General features: G+C 54.5%; 21 protein-coding genes and 2 pseudogenes. 3 read left to right on the plus strand and 20 right to left on the minus strand.

Features of this window, described 5'->3' with window-relative positions; translation table 11 throughout:
• Positions 1–214 precede the first annotated feature (214 nt).
• The 5 genes and pseudogenes from IEV82_RS22475 to IEV82_RS23990 form a co-directional block, all read right to left on the minus strand.
• On the minus strand, positions 215–1,468 hold the full coding sequence (locus IEV82_RS22475) for a saccharopine dehydrogenase family protein (RefSeq protein ID WP_188484331.1): 1,254 nt from the start codon (positions 1,466–1,468) through the stop codon (positions 215–217).
• Between the two features lie 48 nt (positions 1,469–1,516).
• Positions 1,517–2,608: a carboxynorspermidine decarboxylase gene (locus IEV82_RS22480; protein ID WP_188484332.1), complete on the minus strand. Its 1,092-nt coding sequence runs from the start codon at positions 2,606–2,608 to the stop codon at positions 1,517–1,519.
• A 222-nt stretch (positions 2,609–2,830) separates the two neighbouring features.
• Complete coding sequence (locus IEV82_RS23800) at positions 2,831–3,481, minus strand: hypothetical protein (RefSeq protein WP_229747977.1); 651 nt, start codon at positions 3,479–3,481, stop codon at positions 2,831–2,833.
• A 63-nt stretch (positions 3,482–3,544) separates the two neighbouring features.
• Positions 3,545–4,072: a relaxase/mobilization nuclease domain-containing protein gene (locus IEV82_RS23805; protein ID WP_229747978.1), complete on the minus strand. Its 528-nt coding sequence runs from the start codon at positions 4,070–4,072 to the stop codon at positions 3,545–3,547.
• Positions 4,059–4,600, minus strand: a pseudogene (locus tag IEV82_RS23990) (transposase). The gene IEV82_RS23805 and the pseudogene IEV82_RS23990 overlap by 14 nt, the downstream one beginning before the upstream one ends.
• Before the next feature lie 596 nt (positions 4,601–5,196).
• Here IEV82_RS23990 and IEV82_RS22495 point away from each other — a divergent pair.
• Entirely contained in the window at positions 5,197–5,460 is a 264-nt protein-coding gene (locus tag IEV82_RS22495; RefSeq protein WP_037931641.1) for a BrnT family toxin, read from the plus strand.
• Positions 5,447–5,662 (plus strand): type II toxin-antitoxin system BrnA family antitoxin, encoded by a 216-nt coding sequence (gene brnA / locus IEV82_RS22500; protein ID WP_188484333.1) that lies wholly within the window; start codon positions 5,447–5,449, stop codon positions 5,660–5,662. The genes IEV82_RS22495 and brnA overlap by 14 nt, the downstream gene beginning before the upstream one ends.
• A gap of 62 nt (positions 5,663–5,724) precedes the next feature.
• On the opposite strand, the pseudogene IEV82_RS22505 reads toward brnA, so the two are convergent.
• From IEV82_RS22505 to gvpA, 15 genes and pseudogenes are all read right to left on the minus strand, one after another.
• Positions 5,725–5,958: pseudogene (locus tag IEV82_RS22505) on the minus strand (ATP-binding protein); the annotation flags it as partial.
• A gap of 62 nt (positions 5,959–6,020) precedes the next feature.
• Complete coding sequence (locus IEV82_RS22510) at positions 6,021–6,629, minus strand: response regulator (protein ID WP_188484334.1); 609 nt, start codon at positions 6,627–6,629, stop codon at positions 6,021–6,023.
• Between the two features lie 157 nt (positions 6,630–6,786).
• Positions 6,787–7,590 (minus strand): GvpL/GvpF family gas vesicle protein, encoded by an 804-nt coding sequence (locus tag IEV82_RS22515; RefSeq protein WP_188484335.1) that lies wholly within the window; start codon positions 7,588–7,590, stop codon positions 6,787–6,789.
• Positions 7,587–9,716: an AAA family ATPase gene (locus IEV82_RS22520; RefSeq protein ID WP_188484336.1), complete on the minus strand. Its 2,130-nt coding sequence runs from the start codon at positions 9,714–9,716 to the stop codon at positions 7,587–7,589. The genes IEV82_RS22515 and IEV82_RS22520 overlap by 4 nt, the downstream gene beginning before the upstream one ends.
• Positions 9,713–10,309, minus strand: a complete 597-nt coding sequence (locus IEV82_RS22525; RefSeq protein ID WP_188484337.1) for a hypothetical protein — start codon at positions 10,307–10,309, stop codon at positions 9,713–9,715. The genes IEV82_RS22520 and IEV82_RS22525 overlap by 4 nt, the downstream gene beginning before the upstream one ends.
• Positions 10,302–10,613 (minus strand): gas vesicle protein, encoded by a 312-nt coding sequence (locus IEV82_RS22530; protein WP_229747981.1) that lies wholly within the window; start codon positions 10,611–10,613, stop codon positions 10,302–10,304. The genes IEV82_RS22525 and IEV82_RS22530 overlap by 8 nt, the downstream gene beginning before the upstream one ends.
• Positions 10,614–10,649: 36 nt before the next feature.
• Positions 10,650–10,964, minus strand: coding sequence for a gas vesicle protein K (locus IEV82_RS22535; RefSeq protein ID WP_188484339.1), 315 nt, complete (start codon positions 10,962–10,964; stop codon positions 10,650–10,652).
• On the minus strand, positions 10,964–11,158 hold the full coding sequence (gene gvpJ / locus IEV82_RS22540; protein ID WP_188484340.1) for a gas vesicle protein GvpJ: 195 nt from the start codon (positions 11,156–11,158) through the stop codon (positions 10,964–10,966). Before gvpJ ends, IEV82_RS22535 begins: the two co-directional genes overlap by 1 nt.
• Positions 11,151–11,378 carry a gas vesicle protein GvpG gene (locus tag IEV82_RS22545; protein ID WP_188484341.1) on the minus strand — a complete coding sequence of 76 codons (228 nt, stop codon included), beginning with the start codon at positions 11,376–11,378 and terminating at the stop codon, positions 11,151–11,153. The genes gvpJ and IEV82_RS22545 overlap by 8 nt, the downstream gene beginning before the upstream one ends.
• A 9-nt stretch (positions 11,379–11,387) precedes the next feature.
• Entirely contained in the window at positions 11,388–12,143 is a 756-nt protein-coding gene (locus IEV82_RS22550; RefSeq protein ID WP_188484342.1) for a GvpL/GvpF family gas vesicle protein, read from the minus strand.
• A 33-nt stretch (positions 12,144–12,176) separates the two neighbouring features.
• Positions 12,177–12,470: a hypothetical protein gene (locus IEV82_RS22555; protein WP_188484343.1), complete on the minus strand. Its 294-nt coding sequence runs from the start codon at positions 12,468–12,470 to the stop codon at positions 12,177–12,179.
• Between the two features lie 28 nt (positions 12,471–12,498).
• Positions 12,499–12,801 carry a hypothetical protein gene (locus tag IEV82_RS22560; protein ID WP_188484344.1) on the minus strand — a complete coding sequence of 101 codons (303 nt, stop codon included), beginning with the start codon at positions 12,799–12,801 and terminating at the stop codon, positions 12,499–12,501.
• 26 nt (positions 12,802–12,827) lie between these two features.
• Positions 12,828–13,799, minus strand: coding sequence for a gas vesicle protein GvpN (gene gvpN, locus IEV82_RS22565; RefSeq protein ID WP_229747983.1), 972 nt, complete (start codon positions 13,797–13,799; stop codon positions 12,828–12,830).
• 63 nt (positions 13,800–13,862) lie between these two features.
• Positions 13,863–14,657 carry a hypothetical protein gene (locus tag IEV82_RS22570; protein WP_188484345.1) on the minus strand — a complete coding sequence of 265 codons (795 nt, stop codon included), beginning with the start codon at positions 14,655–14,657 and terminating at the stop codon, positions 13,863–13,865.
• A gap of 86 nt (positions 14,658–14,743) precedes the next feature.
• Positions 14,744–14,974 (minus strand): gas vesicle structural protein GvpA, encoded by a 231-nt coding sequence (gene gvpA, locus IEV82_RS22575; protein ID WP_188484346.1) that lies wholly within the window; start codon positions 14,972–14,974, stop codon positions 14,744–14,746.
• A gap of 673 nt (positions 14,975–15,647) precedes the next feature.
• Between gvpA and IEV82_RS22580 the strand changes: the two genes are divergently transcribed.
• Positions 15,648–15,959: an ATP-binding protein gene (locus IEV82_RS22580; protein ID WP_308420469.1), complete on the plus strand. Its 312-nt coding sequence runs from the start codon at positions 15,648–15,650 to the stop codon at positions 15,957–15,959.
• Positions 15,960–16,042 lie beyond the last annotated feature (83 nt).

Below are 16,042 nucleotides of genomic sequence, written 5' to 3' on the forward strand. Positions count from 1 at the left end.
CCGACGGCGAACGCCATCGGCGGCAGAGAGAACTTCAATTTGAGGTCGGTGGATGAAATCGGACATAAGGTCGGACTTATCATCGGATCGTAGCCAAAGTCAGACGGCCCTCACCGTAGCCTTACGCTTCTTGCGTTCGCGCGCCACATCAACACAAAAGCTCAATGGGAGCCGTCAGACCGGAACAGGCACCCCTGCCCCGGCCCTGTCGCAATCAGCCCACGTAATCACTCCAGGCCATGTCCTCGCCACCCAGACCACCCTTGAGCACGCGGGTCGGAAGGCCGATGCGGTCCAGAAGGGTAAAGAACGGCTTGGGGTCAAGCTCCTCGACATTCTTCATCGTCTTTGCGTCCCATTCCCCTGTCGCCACCAGCATCGCGGCAGCGACGGGCGGCACGCCCGCGGTGTAGGAAATGCCCTGGCTGCCCACCTCTTCGTAGGCGTCCTTGTGATCGGCGACGTTGTAGACGAAAAGCTCGATGTCGTGGCCGTCCTTCACCCCCGTGACCAGATCACCGATGCAGGTCTTGCCGGTATAGTCGGGCGCAAGGCTGGCCGGGTCGGGCAGACAGGCCTTGACCACCTTGAGCGGGATCACCTCCTGGCCTTCGGCGGTGGTGACGGGCTGTTCGGACAGCAGGCCGATGTTCTTCAGCACTGTGAAGACGTTGATGTAGTGGTCCCCAAAGCCCATCCAGAACCGCACATCCGCCTGCGGGTAGTGCACAGCGAGCGAATGCACCTCGTCATGGCCCGACTGGTAGGCCTTGGACGGGCCTACGACGGGCAGGTCCCAGGTGCGCCCGCTCTCGAACATCGACAGCTCCTTCCAGGTCTGGTCTTCCCAGTAATAGACGGTGCCGGTGAATTCGCGGAAATTGATCTCAGGGTCGAAATTGGTTGCGAAATACTTGCCGTGAGAGCCTGCGTTGATGTCGACGATGTCGATGCTTTTGACCTCGTCCATCTGGTCGATGGCAAAGCGCGCATAGGCGTTCACCACGCCAGGATCGAACCCCGCGCCCAGGATCGCGGTCACGCCTTTTTCGGTGCAGGCGTCCCGCCGTTTCCATTCGTAATTGGCGTACCAGGGCGGGGTTTCGCAGATCCTGTCGGGCTCTTCATGGATCGCGGTGTCGATATAGGCGGCCCCCGTGGCGATGCAGGCGTCGAGCACATGCATGTTCACGAAGGCCGTGCCCACGTTGATCACGATCTGCGCGCCGGTCTCGCGGATCAGGGCCGCCACAGCCTCGACATCCGTTGCATCCACGCCATGGGCGGTGAACCCACCCTCGACCTTCATCGCTCCCTTTTCGTGGACGCTGGCGATGATCGCCTCGCATTTCGATTTGGTGCGGCTCGCGATGTGCAGATCGCCCAGCACGTCGTTGTTCTGCGCGCATTTATGCGCAACCACCTGAGCGACGCCCCCGGCGCCGATGATAAGAACAGTCTTTTTCAAGCCAGAACTCCCTTGAGATGATGTGGCGCCGGTCAAGGCGCGGTCAGATCACGACAGGGCCGCCGCGAAATCGTCATAGGTGAAGCCGCGCACGAGGCGCTCGGTTCCATCGAGCTCGCGCACCGCGATGGACGGCATCTGCACCCCGTTGAACCAGTTTTTCTTGACCATCGTGTAACCGGCCGCGTCCTGCATCGACAGGCGGTCACCGGGTGCGAGGTCTTTCGGAAAGCGGAATTCGCCGAAGATATCCCCCGCAAGGCAGGACTTGCCGCAGATCATCCACTCGCGATCGCCGCTCTGCTGCATCTTGGCGCTTTCGCGGTAGATCAGCAGATCGAGCATATGCGCCTCGATCGAGCTGTCGACGATGGCGAGGTTCTTGCCATTGTAGAGCGTGTCGAGAACCGTGACCTCAAGTGTCGTGGAGTTGGTGATCGCCGCCTCGCCGGGTTCAAGATAGACCTGAACCTCGTTCTGCCCGGCAAAGCGTTTGAGCCGTTCCGCCAAGCGGTCGAGCGGATAGCCCTCGCCGGTGAAATGGATGCCACCGCCCAGCGAAATCCATGTCATCCGCCGGATCAGATGCCCGAACCGCGCCTCGATCTGGCCCAGCATCTCGTCAAACCGCTCGAAACTGTCGTTCTCGCAATTGTTGTGGAACATGAAGCCGCTGACCAGATCCACCACAGGCTCGATCCCCTCGGCGCTGTGTTCGCCAAGCCGCGAAAAGGGCCGCGCCGGATCAGCCAGATCAAAGCTTGAGGTCGACACACCCGGATTGACCCGCAGCCCCCGTGTATGGTCCCGGCTCACCTCTTCAAAGCGCAAGAGCTGCTGCGCGGTGTTGAAGATCACCTTGTCGGACCCGGCCAGCACCTCGTCGATCTCATGCGGCGCCCAGGCCACCGAATAGGCATGGGTCTCGCCCGGAAACTTCTCGCGCCCCAGCTTCATCTCGAAAAGCGAGGACGACGTGGTGCCGTCCATGTATTCGGACATCATGTCGAAGACCGACCAGGTGGCAAAACACTTGAGCGCCAGCAGCGACTTTGCGCCGGACTGCTCACGCAGCCACGCGATTTTCTCCATGTTCGGAAGAAGACGGGATTTGTCGATCAGGTAATAGGGCGTCTGCATGCGCGTCGAGCCTTTCACGGGTCGGGACGGGAATGCATCGCACTGACGATGCCGGGGCCGTTTATAAGGATAGGACACGGGGCGCAATGTGTCTGTTGCGATGTCTTCAATAATTGACCTGCTCACATCCGTAAGAGCCTTGATTGCCGCGCCAGCCCACAAACACGGATCGATGATCCAGTTCCGGGCAATGGCGCTCTGTACTTCGCGACTGTTGGATACTTACAGCACTCTTCCGACGAGAGCGCATGTGCTGATCCCCGTGCCCCGCAGTGCTACGTCAATGCGCGATCTCAGGTCGATTGCTGTCAGCCGCTCGAGTTGACTGGCGTCGATATTGACCTCGGAATAGACCCCGCCCTCAGATGGCGCGTCCGACAGCGCGCCTGAGCGCAGCCCCAGGGGCTGCATGTGCTGGACCTGCGCCTGGATGGCGGTGAGGCTTTTCTCCAGCGCAGGCCGCTCGGCATCGGGCTTCTCGGCGATCATGCCCTGCACCCGCGCGAGCTTTTCCGCATAGAGGCTTCTGAGTTCATCGAAGCTCTGGTCTTCAGCCATATACACATCTCCTGTTCGGTCCACCTGCCCGCCCCGCGCCAGCACCTCACCCGCGCGGAAGAGTGCCGCGGCGATGTCTTCGCAGGCATCACGAGAAGCTTCCGTTGCGAGCGAATGGTAGACGGTTCTGGTATTGGCGATTTTCGCCAGCGTCCGGGTCAGGTCGGCCCACACGCGCTCCCGCTCGCGGGGCGCGCGCCCCTCGTCCTTCGCGGCATAAACCTCGTCTGTCCGGACCGGGTAATGCACAACCCCGCGATCCACCCGCCGCGTGGCTTCCAGGCGCACGCCGTACTTCTCCGCCTTCTCGACCATGGCGAGGCGGAAGTCGTCATAGTTGAAGCGATGGTTGCGCCCCAGAAAGAAGAACTCCCCCTCCTACGAGCGGCGGTTCAGCACCAGATGGGCATGCGGGTGATCGCGGTCCTCATGCACCGCGATGATGTAGTCGAAATGCCCCTCACCCGTCTGAAAGAGCCGCTCGGCCACATCCGTCGCAATGTCGCGCACATCCTCACCCCGCGTGCCGATGGGAAAGGACATGAGCATATGGGTGGTCTGGCCGAGCTTCGGCTTGAAGCCGCCCTCCCACCGCTTGGCAAAGCGCTCGGTCAGGTCCTTGATCTCGCCCGCCTCGAGCTTGGACTTGCCATCTAGAAACCCGCTGCTGTCCACGATATGGGTGGACTTGGTGGTGAGGTAATCGAGCTGGCCCATCAGCTGCGACTTGGTATGGGTCCCCCCGCCCCGGATCGCCTTGAAGACCGCCGGCCGGTGCCCTGCTGCCGCGCGCGTAAGCTGGGTCTGCTTGGCCACGTGCAGCCCCTGCATCGAGCCCCGGATGCGGCTCCAGCCGTCCCGGAAGACCTCGCCCGTGACGGCATGGACGGCATCATTCAGCCGCATGGGCAAACTCCCTCAGCGCGGCCGTGGCCTCGACCTTCATCCCATCACGACGGCGGCGCAGGAGCAGATCGATCTCGTCAGCGGAATCCAGGATGAACCGCGCCAGCCCGCGCATCTGCGCAAGACGCAGCTCCGAGAACTCCGAACCAGCCCCCTGCCCCCGCCGGTTGGCCTGCGCCATCTGCTTGGCGATCTGCGCGCCATCTCTGCCGCCATCTGCGCGTCCGGGACAAACACGCCACTCGCCGCCTGAATGAGCCGCCGCAGCCCCTCGGCCTAGCTCTCGATCCCGGCTGCGGCCAGCACCGCGTCGAGCGCCTCAAGCTCTGCAACCGTTAGTTTCACGCTGACGGCTGCCGCCGGAATGGCGGCAGCCACACGGCGCTCGGTATCAGCCTTGAGGATGTACTGGATCGCCCGCGGCGACACGCCAAACCGCGCGGCCAGCATCGACGTGGACACGCCGTTTGCCGTCTCGGACACGATCTTCGTGCGCTCCGCATCATTGAGGCGTTTTGAGCGCGACATGCGAAGAAAGCACCCCTATTTCCTGCCACCTTCCGCCACGGCTGCCCCACCTACGATACCATACCGAAATATCATTGATATACATTCGTCGTCTCCAGTCTCTGGCAGCCTTGGTGTCCGCTTCCCCGCGGCCCGCAGGCGCGCGGGCCTGTCCGGGATTTACCGAAACCCGCAGCCGCCCTGTTGACCGCCTCCGGACCAGACTGAGTTCCGGGCGGCGTGGCTGTCGGGGTGGGATTTTGAAGATCGACCAGCAGCCTCGATCGTCCTACTAGACCCGGGCACAAGTCTCCTTCGGTCGCGAGCGACCAGCAGCTGGTCAGGTCGTCTCGCGCGATCTGACCACCGGAACCGGCAGCAGGCCAGTTCCCTCAAACTGATGTAGAGTCTGCCGAACCTTTGAAGGAGCAGACGACATGAGGAAAAGCCGTTTCACCGAAGCGCAGATCATCGGAATGATCAAAGAACAAGAAGCTGGGATGGAGTTCTTGACAGCCCAGCAACGCCACCTGCATGTCCTAAGGACATGCAGGTGGCGTTGCTGTTTGCCGCTAAAAGTATAGTAACTATATCATTTTCGACATATATTGCCTCTCATGAAGTTCGAGTATGACCCCGACAAAAGCGCCGCGAACCGTGAAAAGCACGGGATCGACTTTGATGAGGCCCAGGCTCTCTGGGATGATCCCTATCTGATCGAGGCCCCCGCCAACGTCACAGATGAGCCACGTTTTCTGGCGGTTGGCATGATTGGGGCCAGACACTGGACGGCTGTCTACACATACCGGAGCGACCGGGTGCGGATCATCTCCGTGCGCCGCGCTCGCAAGCAGGAGATTGACCACTATGAAGGCGACTGAATTCGACGAACGGTTTGAGGCGGGCGAAGACATGTCCGCCCATGTCGATTGGACAAAGGCGCGCCGCCTCAATGTCGAGGCCAAGCGGGTGAACGTGGATTTCCCGACTTGGGTCGTCGCAGGCCTGGACCGGCAGGCCCAGAAGCTCGGCATCACCCGTCAGGCACTGATCAAGATTTGGATCGCAGAACGCCTCGAATGAGGACTGTTGATTGTCACTGAGAACTGACCCGGTATTTTCACCGAGAATTGACCCACCTTCAGTTATGCGTCGTGGTCTATGACGCGGTCAATGTTGCGGTCTCCTTTCTCGTTTTTTTTGGTAGCTTTGGAACTGGCCTTGAAGCGGTAGCTGTCGTTGCCTGTTTCCAAGATGTGGCAGCGGTGCGTGAGGCGGTCCAGCAGAGCTGTGGTCATCTTTGCATCTCCGAAGACCTGCGCCCATTCTGAGAAGCTGAGGTTGGTTGTGATGATCACGCTGGTGCGCTCGTATAGTTCTACGCCCCTGAAACCAGAGACGCCGCATGAAATCGACAGAAATTTTTACAAACACTCGTCGGTCAATATAAAATATACTCTTTGGCATATAGTGCAGCCTCTGTACGATTGCGCACACCAATTTTTCTAAAAATCCTCTTTAACTCTGATTTAACTCCTGCATCAGTCATCTGAAGATCATTGGCAATCTCCTTGTTGGTCTTCCCCAAGGAAAGTGACTTAAGAACATTCCGCTCACTCCTTGAAAGACCATGTCTTTCTAGGAAAAAATTAGGGGTGTCAGTAAGTAATTCAAATGGCAAATATATTTCGCCACTATACATGAAATGTAAAGCGTTAACCATTGTTCTTGCTGAAAGCGTTTTTGGCAAGAAGCCAGAAGCTCCCATGGTTATAGCTTGTTTAACAATATCAGTAGGAGCAACACCTGAAATTATCACAATCTTTACGTCTTTACTGATTTCAAGAAATTCTTTCAGACCCTCCAACCCGTTCATACCAGGCATACAATAGTCGAGTAAAACTAGATCAAAGGGACCTTTTCGTTTAAACACATCAATGGCTGTGTGTAGATCACAAGCAAAATCTGCATCTATCCCATTTTCCTGTTCAAAAAAAACAGACAGGGCGTCTTTAAACATTTCATGATCGTCAGCAATAAGCAGTTTCAAAAAAACCTCTTTTCGAGCTTTCGATATTGAAGGTATATAGAAAATGGGCAACCAAAGATGTTGCCACACGCGCTTCTTCAGTTACAAATAAAGATGTATGGTCATACTTTTACGAAGACTGTATCTGAATTTTGCACTTTGTTGTATTGGCTTAATCTCAACAATTCTTGCTAGCTTCGCATTCAACAGGTGACGTCTTGTTCGTTCCTGACATCACCTCTGCCCGAAACGATGGTCGAAAACTGAAGGGAAGCCACGGACCGGTACAGGACACTTGTAAACCTCCACTGACAGTCTCCGCTTGAATACGAAGTTGTGAAGTGAATTCATCCGCTTGATTACGTCCAACAAGGGCGGCGAATGTACCGACGACATCAAGATCAGTCTGTGGAGCCAATCCGGTACGCAATGTTTTCCAGTCCCGTGCAAATGACTTGAGGGGGCTAACAAGAGCTTCAGCCCTAGATGCCATCGTTGCCACTCGGTCGCCTGCATTGCGCGCCCTACGGCGCTGTAAATAATCCAAACCTGAATTTGCATTTTGAGCATCATCAATTCGGAAATCTTGAGTTTTTGGGGCACATATCTTGATCGCCCATTCGTCGGCTTCCTTTACATGAGAAAAGTAAATTTGGAGAGCCTCGGAGTTCTCAATTACAGCTTGACGTAAAACTTCATCTGACGAAAATAGTGTTGCGAAGCTGAATGGATAAACAGAGCCATGATTAGAAGCAATTACATTCACCCGCTCATGAAACAGTATCCAATCTGTAACGGCACGAAGCCCTGCAGCATTATGAGCTGCCTTGAGTAAAGCGACTGTCTCTGGCCCGATGCGACGAATCAGAATGTCACCGACTTGAGTGGAGACGATCTCGCAGCCTGCTTTATTAAGCTCATCCGGCAAAAGACCTGACATTTTTCTGGAAATCAGAGCAACGGCATAAATTGTATCTGTCATGGCGCGTTCCTAACAAGCTCTTGAGTTTCATCAAAAGCATAGTCGAAGTCTTCAGAGTTGAGGCGGGCCGGCGCTCCCATGGCAACGCAGCGGCGCGCTGCCTGCCATGCAGCTGCATCACTCAGCCGCCGCAATTCCGCTCCAGACCAGCCTTCGGTACGCATCGCTGTAAGCTCCAAGTCCACATCATCTTCCACCGGTCGACCAGCCAAGGCGATGGTGAGTATTTGGAGCCGCTCTGGTAAACTTGGCAGATCAATTCGCAATTTCAGGTCGAACCGGCCTGGCCGAAGAAGCGCAGGATCAAGCCGATCAAGCCGATTTGTCGCAGCCAATAACATGACGTCGCCAAGTGGTCGCACGCCGTCTATTTCTACCAAAAGCTGCGCAACGACCCGGTCAGGCACATCAGACCCTGCTGAACTACCACGCGTAGGAGCGAGTGCGTCGATCTCATCAAAGAACAGAAGGCAAGGCGCTGCACGACGCGCTGTCTCAAATAATTCGCGAACGGCGCGCTCGGACTCGCCAACATAGCGGGATAGCAGTTCTGGGCCGCGCACTGAGAGAAAATTTACTCCTGCCTCTGAAGCCAATGCTCTCGCCAGTAGCGTCTTTCCAGTACCAGGTGGGCCATGCAACACAACGCCACGCGGTGAATTCAGTTTTAGACTGGAAAAAAGCTCCGGGCGGTGTCGGGGCCACACAAACCATTCCGTCAAGAAAGTTCTCGCGCGTTCATGACCACCCACATCACGCCAACGCGTCTCGGGTATTTCAACTGTCAACTCACGCAGCCCTGATGGAATCACATCAGCCAGAGCAGCTTGAAAATCCTCAGCCGCAACGCGCAAATCCTGCGGCGGCGCTTCATTTGAGGCTAAGCCGCTCGCTTTGCGTCTCAACAAGTGCATAGCTGCCTCGCGACACAGCGCACTAAGATCAGCACCACTGAAGCCATGCGCCTCATTTGCAAGCAAATCGAGATCGACGTCATGCTCCATTGGCATTTGACGCGTGTGAATGGCAAGAATTTCGCGTCGGCCGGTCCGGTCGGGCATACCTATAGCTATTTCGCGATCAAAACGTCCAGGTCTGCGCAGCGCCGGATCAAGAGCATCAGGGCGGTTGGTCGCTGCAATCAGCAGAATAGAACCGCGATCTGAAAGCCCGTCCATCAGTGCCAAGAGTTGCGCTACAACTCGCTTTTCAACCTCTCCAACACTGGTATCTCGTTTGGAGGCTATCGCGTCGATTTCATCGATGAATATGATCGCTGGCGCCTGCGCACGCGCTTTATCAAAAACTTCGCGAAGCTTCGCTTCACTTTCTCCGTAGTGCTTCTGCATGATTGAAGGTGCATCAACACTAAAGAAGGCCGCATCGGTTTCAGAAGCAACCGCGCGGGCCAGAAGCGTTTTTCCCGTTCCTGGCACGCCGTGGAGAAGAACCCCACGAGGCGGGGCAATACCCAATCTTGCAAATATTTCTGGACGGCGTATCGGCAACTCCACCATCTCGCGTAGAAGCATGAGTTCGCGCTGCAGTCCGCCAACATTCTCATAGCGCATCTTGGCCACGCCGTCAGCCAGATTGTCCGCTCTAGCGCGATACCTATTGCTGTTGCGGGGCGTTGAATCCGGGGCGAGAACTGTTTGAGGACCAATGATTACTGATCCTAATGGCTCAGTCTCTGTGACAACTACACGCGCAAGCCGTCCGTCAAAAAGCGGCAAAACGATTAAGTCACCCATCCGCGCTGGAACACCATCAATCCGGTTGGCGATAAAAGATAGATCGGCAAGATCAAGCGGTTCCATCGCTCGTGACGCAATGGTAACTCGGACGGCCGGGCTGCAATCAACACGACGCAGTGTCAGCGTATCACCATTCCTAGCACCAGTGTTCTCACGGCCCGCAGCATCGAGCCACACGCATCCTCGGCCACGCTCCGCCGCGTGTGAATACATTACACGAGCCAACGCGGGCCTCGTCCCACTGAGCTCCACAATATCGCCTGGGGCAGCTCCAAGCGCCTCCATCATATCAGGATCAATACGAGCGAAGGCCCGACCAGTGTCCTCAGCTGGCGCTTCAGCCAGCACAAGTTTGATCATCTCAGTCATTTCGTATCCACTGGAAACTTCCAGATAATACTTAGAATACCGTTAAGCACTAACACTTCTCGTTTAGCCAAATCGACATTGCGATGCATCAGAACTTCAGCCCAATATTCCACGGTAGGCGTTATAGACCTTATGACCATCACATCACCATCAATCGTTACATCAACGTTTTCGAGTGTCGATCCAGGAACGTCAGAAACCGCTACAAGGAGCTCTGGTGTATCAACGACAAACTCTGGCTTGAATTCTCGCAGTTCCGGGTGCTCGGTAGTGTTCTCAGGTTCAAGGTTTAACTCGCTCATGATTGATGAAAGCGAAACATTCTCTCCACCAACAGTTCGTATTGTCATTTTTGAGCTGGTGCGTAACCTGTCATCCTTGCGGTCACGTTTATTTCCATTTGAGTTGGTCGCTTCCTCGAAAACATCTTGGGCTTGACCAAGTAATCGGCCCAACCTGCCAATTATTGTCCCAAGTACATCCTCTGGTCCGAGCGTTTCACTCGGATCATTGGGATTTTCTTTGTGTCCACGGCCACGATGCGAGCCTTTTGGGGACGACGCTCCATCACGATCATCAGAATCATCATTCATCGTCAGGCCTCACAATTGGACGCTCACGACCCTCCATTAAAAGAGCTTCGAGACGATCAAGGCGCGTATCAAGACGTGTTACCGCGTCCTCGCGTGCAGAACCTGGAAATTTTCCTTCATTTCGCCACCAGTCCATGCCGATCTGCTCAGCTCTGTCGACTGAGCAGATCAAAAGTCGAATTTCAATTGTCAGAAGCTCAATATCCACAATTTTAATGCGAATATCACCAGCAACAACTACCCCTTTGTCTAGGATGCGCTCTAACAGATCGCCTAATGTCGTACTGTTCGTCGAATGGGTCATGCCCGTATCGCGTTGAATTCCAGTCATTTTCTACTTTCAGTGCAACTCAGAAAATTCGCCGAGGTTAATCGACAAATCTGTGGGCGAAATGCCGAACTCATGACAGAGAGCATCTATCTGTCGAGCTTGCTCCATCAGCGCTAGACCCAACCGCTCCAACTGAACGCTATCCAACGTGCCGGCGTCAGAACGACGAAGTGCCTGAGCCTCCAATAATTGATGAACGAGATTGATAAGCGAAAGCAGCAGCTTTGCCATGCCGTTCTCCCCATCTGCATCGAACCGCGGTATTTCAGCTTCCAGCAGTGCCTCCAGAATAGCGGCAGTCTCAGACTGATTATGATCTTCCATTATTGCAGCAATTTACGTGTCTGATACTTGTCCGTTAGAACACGATCAGCTGCCGCAATTAAAACTGCGACCTCGACATATATCATGTCGATTTCAGCCACAGAGATGACAATACTCCCCTTTATGACTGCTCCAACATCCAATAAACGATCTAGAAGATCGCACAAACCGTCGACGTCTTGCCCATTATTCACTACGTGACTCCAGATTCTCGAGGCGCATTAGCAGTGCTTCTTCCTGCTCTTCGAATGCTTCTTCTCCGATGTTTCCGGCCTCATATTGCAAATGCAATTTGCGCAGTGCATCTACTGTAGCATCGTGTTCCTGCTCACGTTCCTGACGCACAGCGTCGTCAATTTTTCGAGCTAGAAATATTAGACCGTTGATCGGGCCCGTGACAATGGAAGTCAGCATGCTTTTACCTTAAATTCGGATATCAACAAAGTTGAAAGGTGGCAAAGGCCCATCCAATTCAAGCAGGTGATTATCATCAAAAACTCCAGCCAAACTTTCAATCGCTTTGTCGAACTCACTCAAGGACTTTCTCTCTACAAGACAAGCCACGTTGACACTTGTAACCTCATTCTGAACTGGCAGGACACGAATATCGCGACAAACAGATCGGAGAGCAGCTAAGACTACATCACGCCGTTTGTCCCGATCCTGATTCAGCCTGCGTTCAAAAGCCTGCCCTAGGTCCAGTAATTCCCTCTGACTTGGGTTACCACTTTTAAAACAACGATTTCGCATCTGTTGGAGATCGGCGTGGCTATCAACAACAACCGTAAAAACGTCAACACCCTGCCACTTGACACGAAGCCCAATTTCGACACTACCGCATACAGCATCAAGCTGTTCACTAAAAACGTCTGCAAAATCGTGTAATGTCCCAAGTGAAGCGTCTAGGTCATCAAAGATGATGCCAAACGCCATTGGCAAAATATCATTATTCTCGCTTAGCGTCGAGAGAACCCGATAATGAGCTGACAAAAACTTGCGTTGTGGTCGTAATTGTTTGGCATCAGTAGAACTTATAATGAGCGACAAGGAGCCCAGTGTATGCTTTACAAGCAACGCGTCGGCAACACCGGTCAGACCTTCTGGCAGTATGATATCCCCACGGGCGACTGCATAGCAGTAGAAGCGATCAGACTGAACTTGTGCGCTGACACCATCCATTTCCCTGTATCTCCTGTAAAGTTTAGGCAACGCTTATGATTTAGACATGTCGCGGATAGTACCATCCGAATTAAGCGCAACTACGAAATTTAATTCGTCGAGCACCTCTCGTTTGATCCCTCCAGTTTCTGCACCAAGACTTGGGTTTGGTACAAAGACTGTGAAACTTACTGCCCAGCCAGCGTCCGGTGCTGGTGAAACGCCCTCAACTCGAGGGCTCCCACCATCCAAAACGGTTTCTAGAAAATCACGCGCAGTTACAATAGCTTCATGAGCTGCGATAGCTTTTTGTATCACAGGAGCCGAACTTTTAGTATTTGGTGCCATTTCCGTCAATTCCTCTCAAAGCACGCCGTCAGTACTTGATGTTCAGACCTGGTCTGTGCGCAGCTTCCGAAGCTGAGGATTGTCTTCCCTTCAACTTTGAACTCTGAATGTCCTGCGCTGTGTTCGGCGAAACAATCTCAGGATGATTGTTAATCTCAATTTGCGTTGCCAAAATTTCTTGCTCAAGCTCGATGCCACGCTCTTCAAGTGCGTGTAGTCGGCCCTGTAGAGCCTCCATTTCCTTCCGACGTCGCACTTTTTCCAGCTCAAGATAACTCATCTTGAGGTAGAGTTGGTGCGCAGTTCTTCGGGTTTGCAGACCGCTATACATCTTAGGCGGTCGACGGGATGGTTGGCTCATTTGCGTGACCGTGCTTTTGCCGTGGCTTGAGTCGAAACCTGAGCAGCTTGTTCTGTGCGCGTTGAAACTGGCTGGATAAGTTCTTCCCTCATGGGCAGAAGTTCATCAAGCGAGCGGTGTAAAACGTCCTGGACTGCCCAACGAAACACCTCGTCTTCCGGCGTAGGCGATGCTGCAGATGATGCAAGAATTCGAGCAATAGCTATGCCCGAACGAATTGATGCACGCGCACCATCTTCAATGGCACGTGCGCGCTTGATCAAGGCAACGATAACGCCGGCGACTTCAGGGGACACTCCACTGCGCGACGATACGATTTGACGTTCGGTATCCTCGTCTAGAAGATCGACCCGGACGTTTATCATGCGATCCAGTAAAGCATCTGCCGCCTTGTAAACGGCAACGTATTCTTCTGGGTTGGAAGTGAATATCGCCCTGAAATCAGGATGAACCTCTACGAAGTTCTGTGTTCCTTCATGTGCCTTGGGTAGAGTGAGCACGCCTTCTGCCAGTACGCTTAGCAAGGGTGTATTGGCCTCAGGGGGCGTTCGGTTGAACTCGTCATAAATCAGCGTGTGCCCATACCGGCAGGCTGAGGTGAGACGGTTGTCTGACCAAATGGTCGTCTGCTGCTCTTCAGTACGCACAACGGATCGCACGTAGTTATCAACAAGCCGCATCTTTCTGATACCGCTTGCGGAGCCGACAAGATCTGCACTGGTCATCTGGTGATCGCCCGTGATCATGGTCACCGGTCGCGCGAGCTGAGCTGCAATATGAAATGCGATCGTGGTTTTCCCGGAACCAGCAGGGCCACTGAGATGTACCGAATATCCAGCTTTCAGATAGGCCAGTGCGCGGCGCGTGATCCGATCCACTTCCGGTGTGGCGACGAAAAAGTCACTGGCAGCAACATTCACATTTTGTGCTTGTTGCGCGTCGTCGCTAGGGTCTCTGATGATTTTCACGTGCTGCACCTTGCATTTTAAGTCTGTCAGCGAATGACCAGCCAAATCAGCTGGTCACGCGCATTATGATGATTTGTTGGGTCGCACACCTGTCTTGCTAGCGGACTCGTTTTTGATTGCTTCACGACTCGAATTTGTGTCCGACTGCGTGCTTTTCGCATTGCCCGAAGCATTGCCGGTAGTCTTTGCCTGAGGCGTTGAATCACTCGCTGCCTTCTTTTCCGCAGTGGGCTTCAATGTATCGGAAGTCGAGACTTTTTCAGCATCTTGCTCAGGCTTCGGATCGCTTGCTGGCTTAACTACGACCGACTGCTCGGTGGAAGTTGGGTGCGCGGTATCTGCGTGAGCAAAACCACGCGCTGTATTCAGCTCAGCAAAAACTGAGGAACGGAGTTCTGAAACACTCTGCTGCGTGGCTCTCACAACGTCACTCAGTCGTGCTGACAAATCAGAGAAGCTGTCAGTCCGAGCTTTGCGTGCATCCACCATAAATGCTGTCGTTTCGTCACTCAACGACTTCGAATATGCTGCAAGACGCTTATTCAAATCACTTGCAACGGCTTGTCTTGCATCACTGCGTACGCCTGCAGCAGCGCGTGCATCGGCGCGAAAATTACTCACTTCCGTCCGTAACTGCTCCGTTTGCTCGGTCAGCTTTGCACGCAACGCCTCGGCGTCCTGTCGCGCATTCATCGCAAATGCGGCCCTATTGGCACTTGCTTGGCGCAAAAGTTCCTGCGCCTCAGCCGCAATGGCGGCAACTCCAGCGCTTCGATCGGCAGCTGCATCAGCTCGGCCATCACGCTCTATAGAAATTTTCTTATAAAGCGAAGCGAGTTCTGTTCCAAACGTGACCATCTATTCCACTTCCTTCCTGGCAGGAGTAAGTGAGGCCGCCAGCAAAGCTGCCGACCTCAAGTAGAGAGCGAATTTCAAAACTGAAATTAGGCTGAAACGCGTGCCGGCGCCGCAGCACTTGCAGTCAGGCCAATGGCTTCAGCATACTTCAAATAAGTCTCAACCGAAGCAACCACGACACGGGCTTCGATCGCGATCAATTCGATTCCGACCAGCGATACTTTGACAAAAGCATCGATCACAATACCCTTGTCAAGGACGCGGTCAATAACCTCTGCAAGGCTGGAACTGTCGGTGGACTTTTGCACTTGAGCCATGAATGGCACTCCTGATTTTCGTTTTACTTTTTGCCTATTTTCAAGGGCAGGCAATTACCCGAGGCGCACTGTGTTTTACCCCTCATTGGGAGGCTATGTCAGGTAGTTCACATAAACAATTCATCAGGCCCACATGACCCACATTGGTACATACGGCCATCCCAAACGCCCTAAGTAACATTTTTTCTTTATTTAGTTTAATAAATTATCGTAAAAGATAGTTGATTGCTGTAATAATAGTTAATCGACGCTCGAAACAGATCGCGCACCGCTTGATTCCGCTAATTCACCGGCCTGCTCCAGCTTTGTCAGCATTACTGCATCGCGGTAGTCTGTCTTGGCCCGGTCACCTCATCCAGCCAGATGCGCCCCACTCTTGAGGACAAAATACCAACCGCCTCGACCACCATCGCGCAGGCCCAGTGCATCGCATTGGTCAGTTGAGTTCGATCTACCGCGACAGCCTGTTCCCGCGGACCGAATACGCCGAAGCCTGGAAGGTGTTGCAGCGGGACCTGCTGCGCCGGGACGCCTGCCGCCGCATGGTCGATCTACTCTTCATCGCTCATGAGCAAGCCTGCGAAGTAGAACTGGCACATCTGCTGGCTTTAGACCTCGGTGCGGGCCAGGTGCTGGATCCCAAGGCACTGACGTCACAATTGGCTCGAAGGCGTTGCCCACCCTGCCACGTGCCCGGGTGGAGGCTTTGGCGGTCGGCGACTGGCTGGACGGGGGTGGCAGCCTGATCGCGATCGGGAACTCCGGCACCGGCAAGACACATGTTCTTTGCGCCACCGGGCACGCCCTGGTCGAGGCCGGGCACCGCGTCTTCTACACTCGCACCAGCGATCTGGTGCAGCGACTTCAGGCCGCTCGCCGCGATCTCGTTCTCGAGGTGGCTCTGGCGAAGCTCGACAAGTTTGACCTGATCATCCTCGGCGACTGGCCTGCTGCCGGTTTCGTGGACACGAAGATAAGATCGTGACCATGGAATTGGAGATTGGATATGACGAGACGAAAGTTCAGCCGCGAGTTCAAGATCGAGGCAGTAAAGCTGGTGACCGAGCG

Source organism: Marivita lacus, from assembly GCF_014637725.1.
Taxonomy (GTDB): domain Bacteria; phylum Pseudomonadota; class Alphaproteobacteria; order Rhodobacterales; family Rhodobacteraceae; genus Marivita; species Marivita lacus.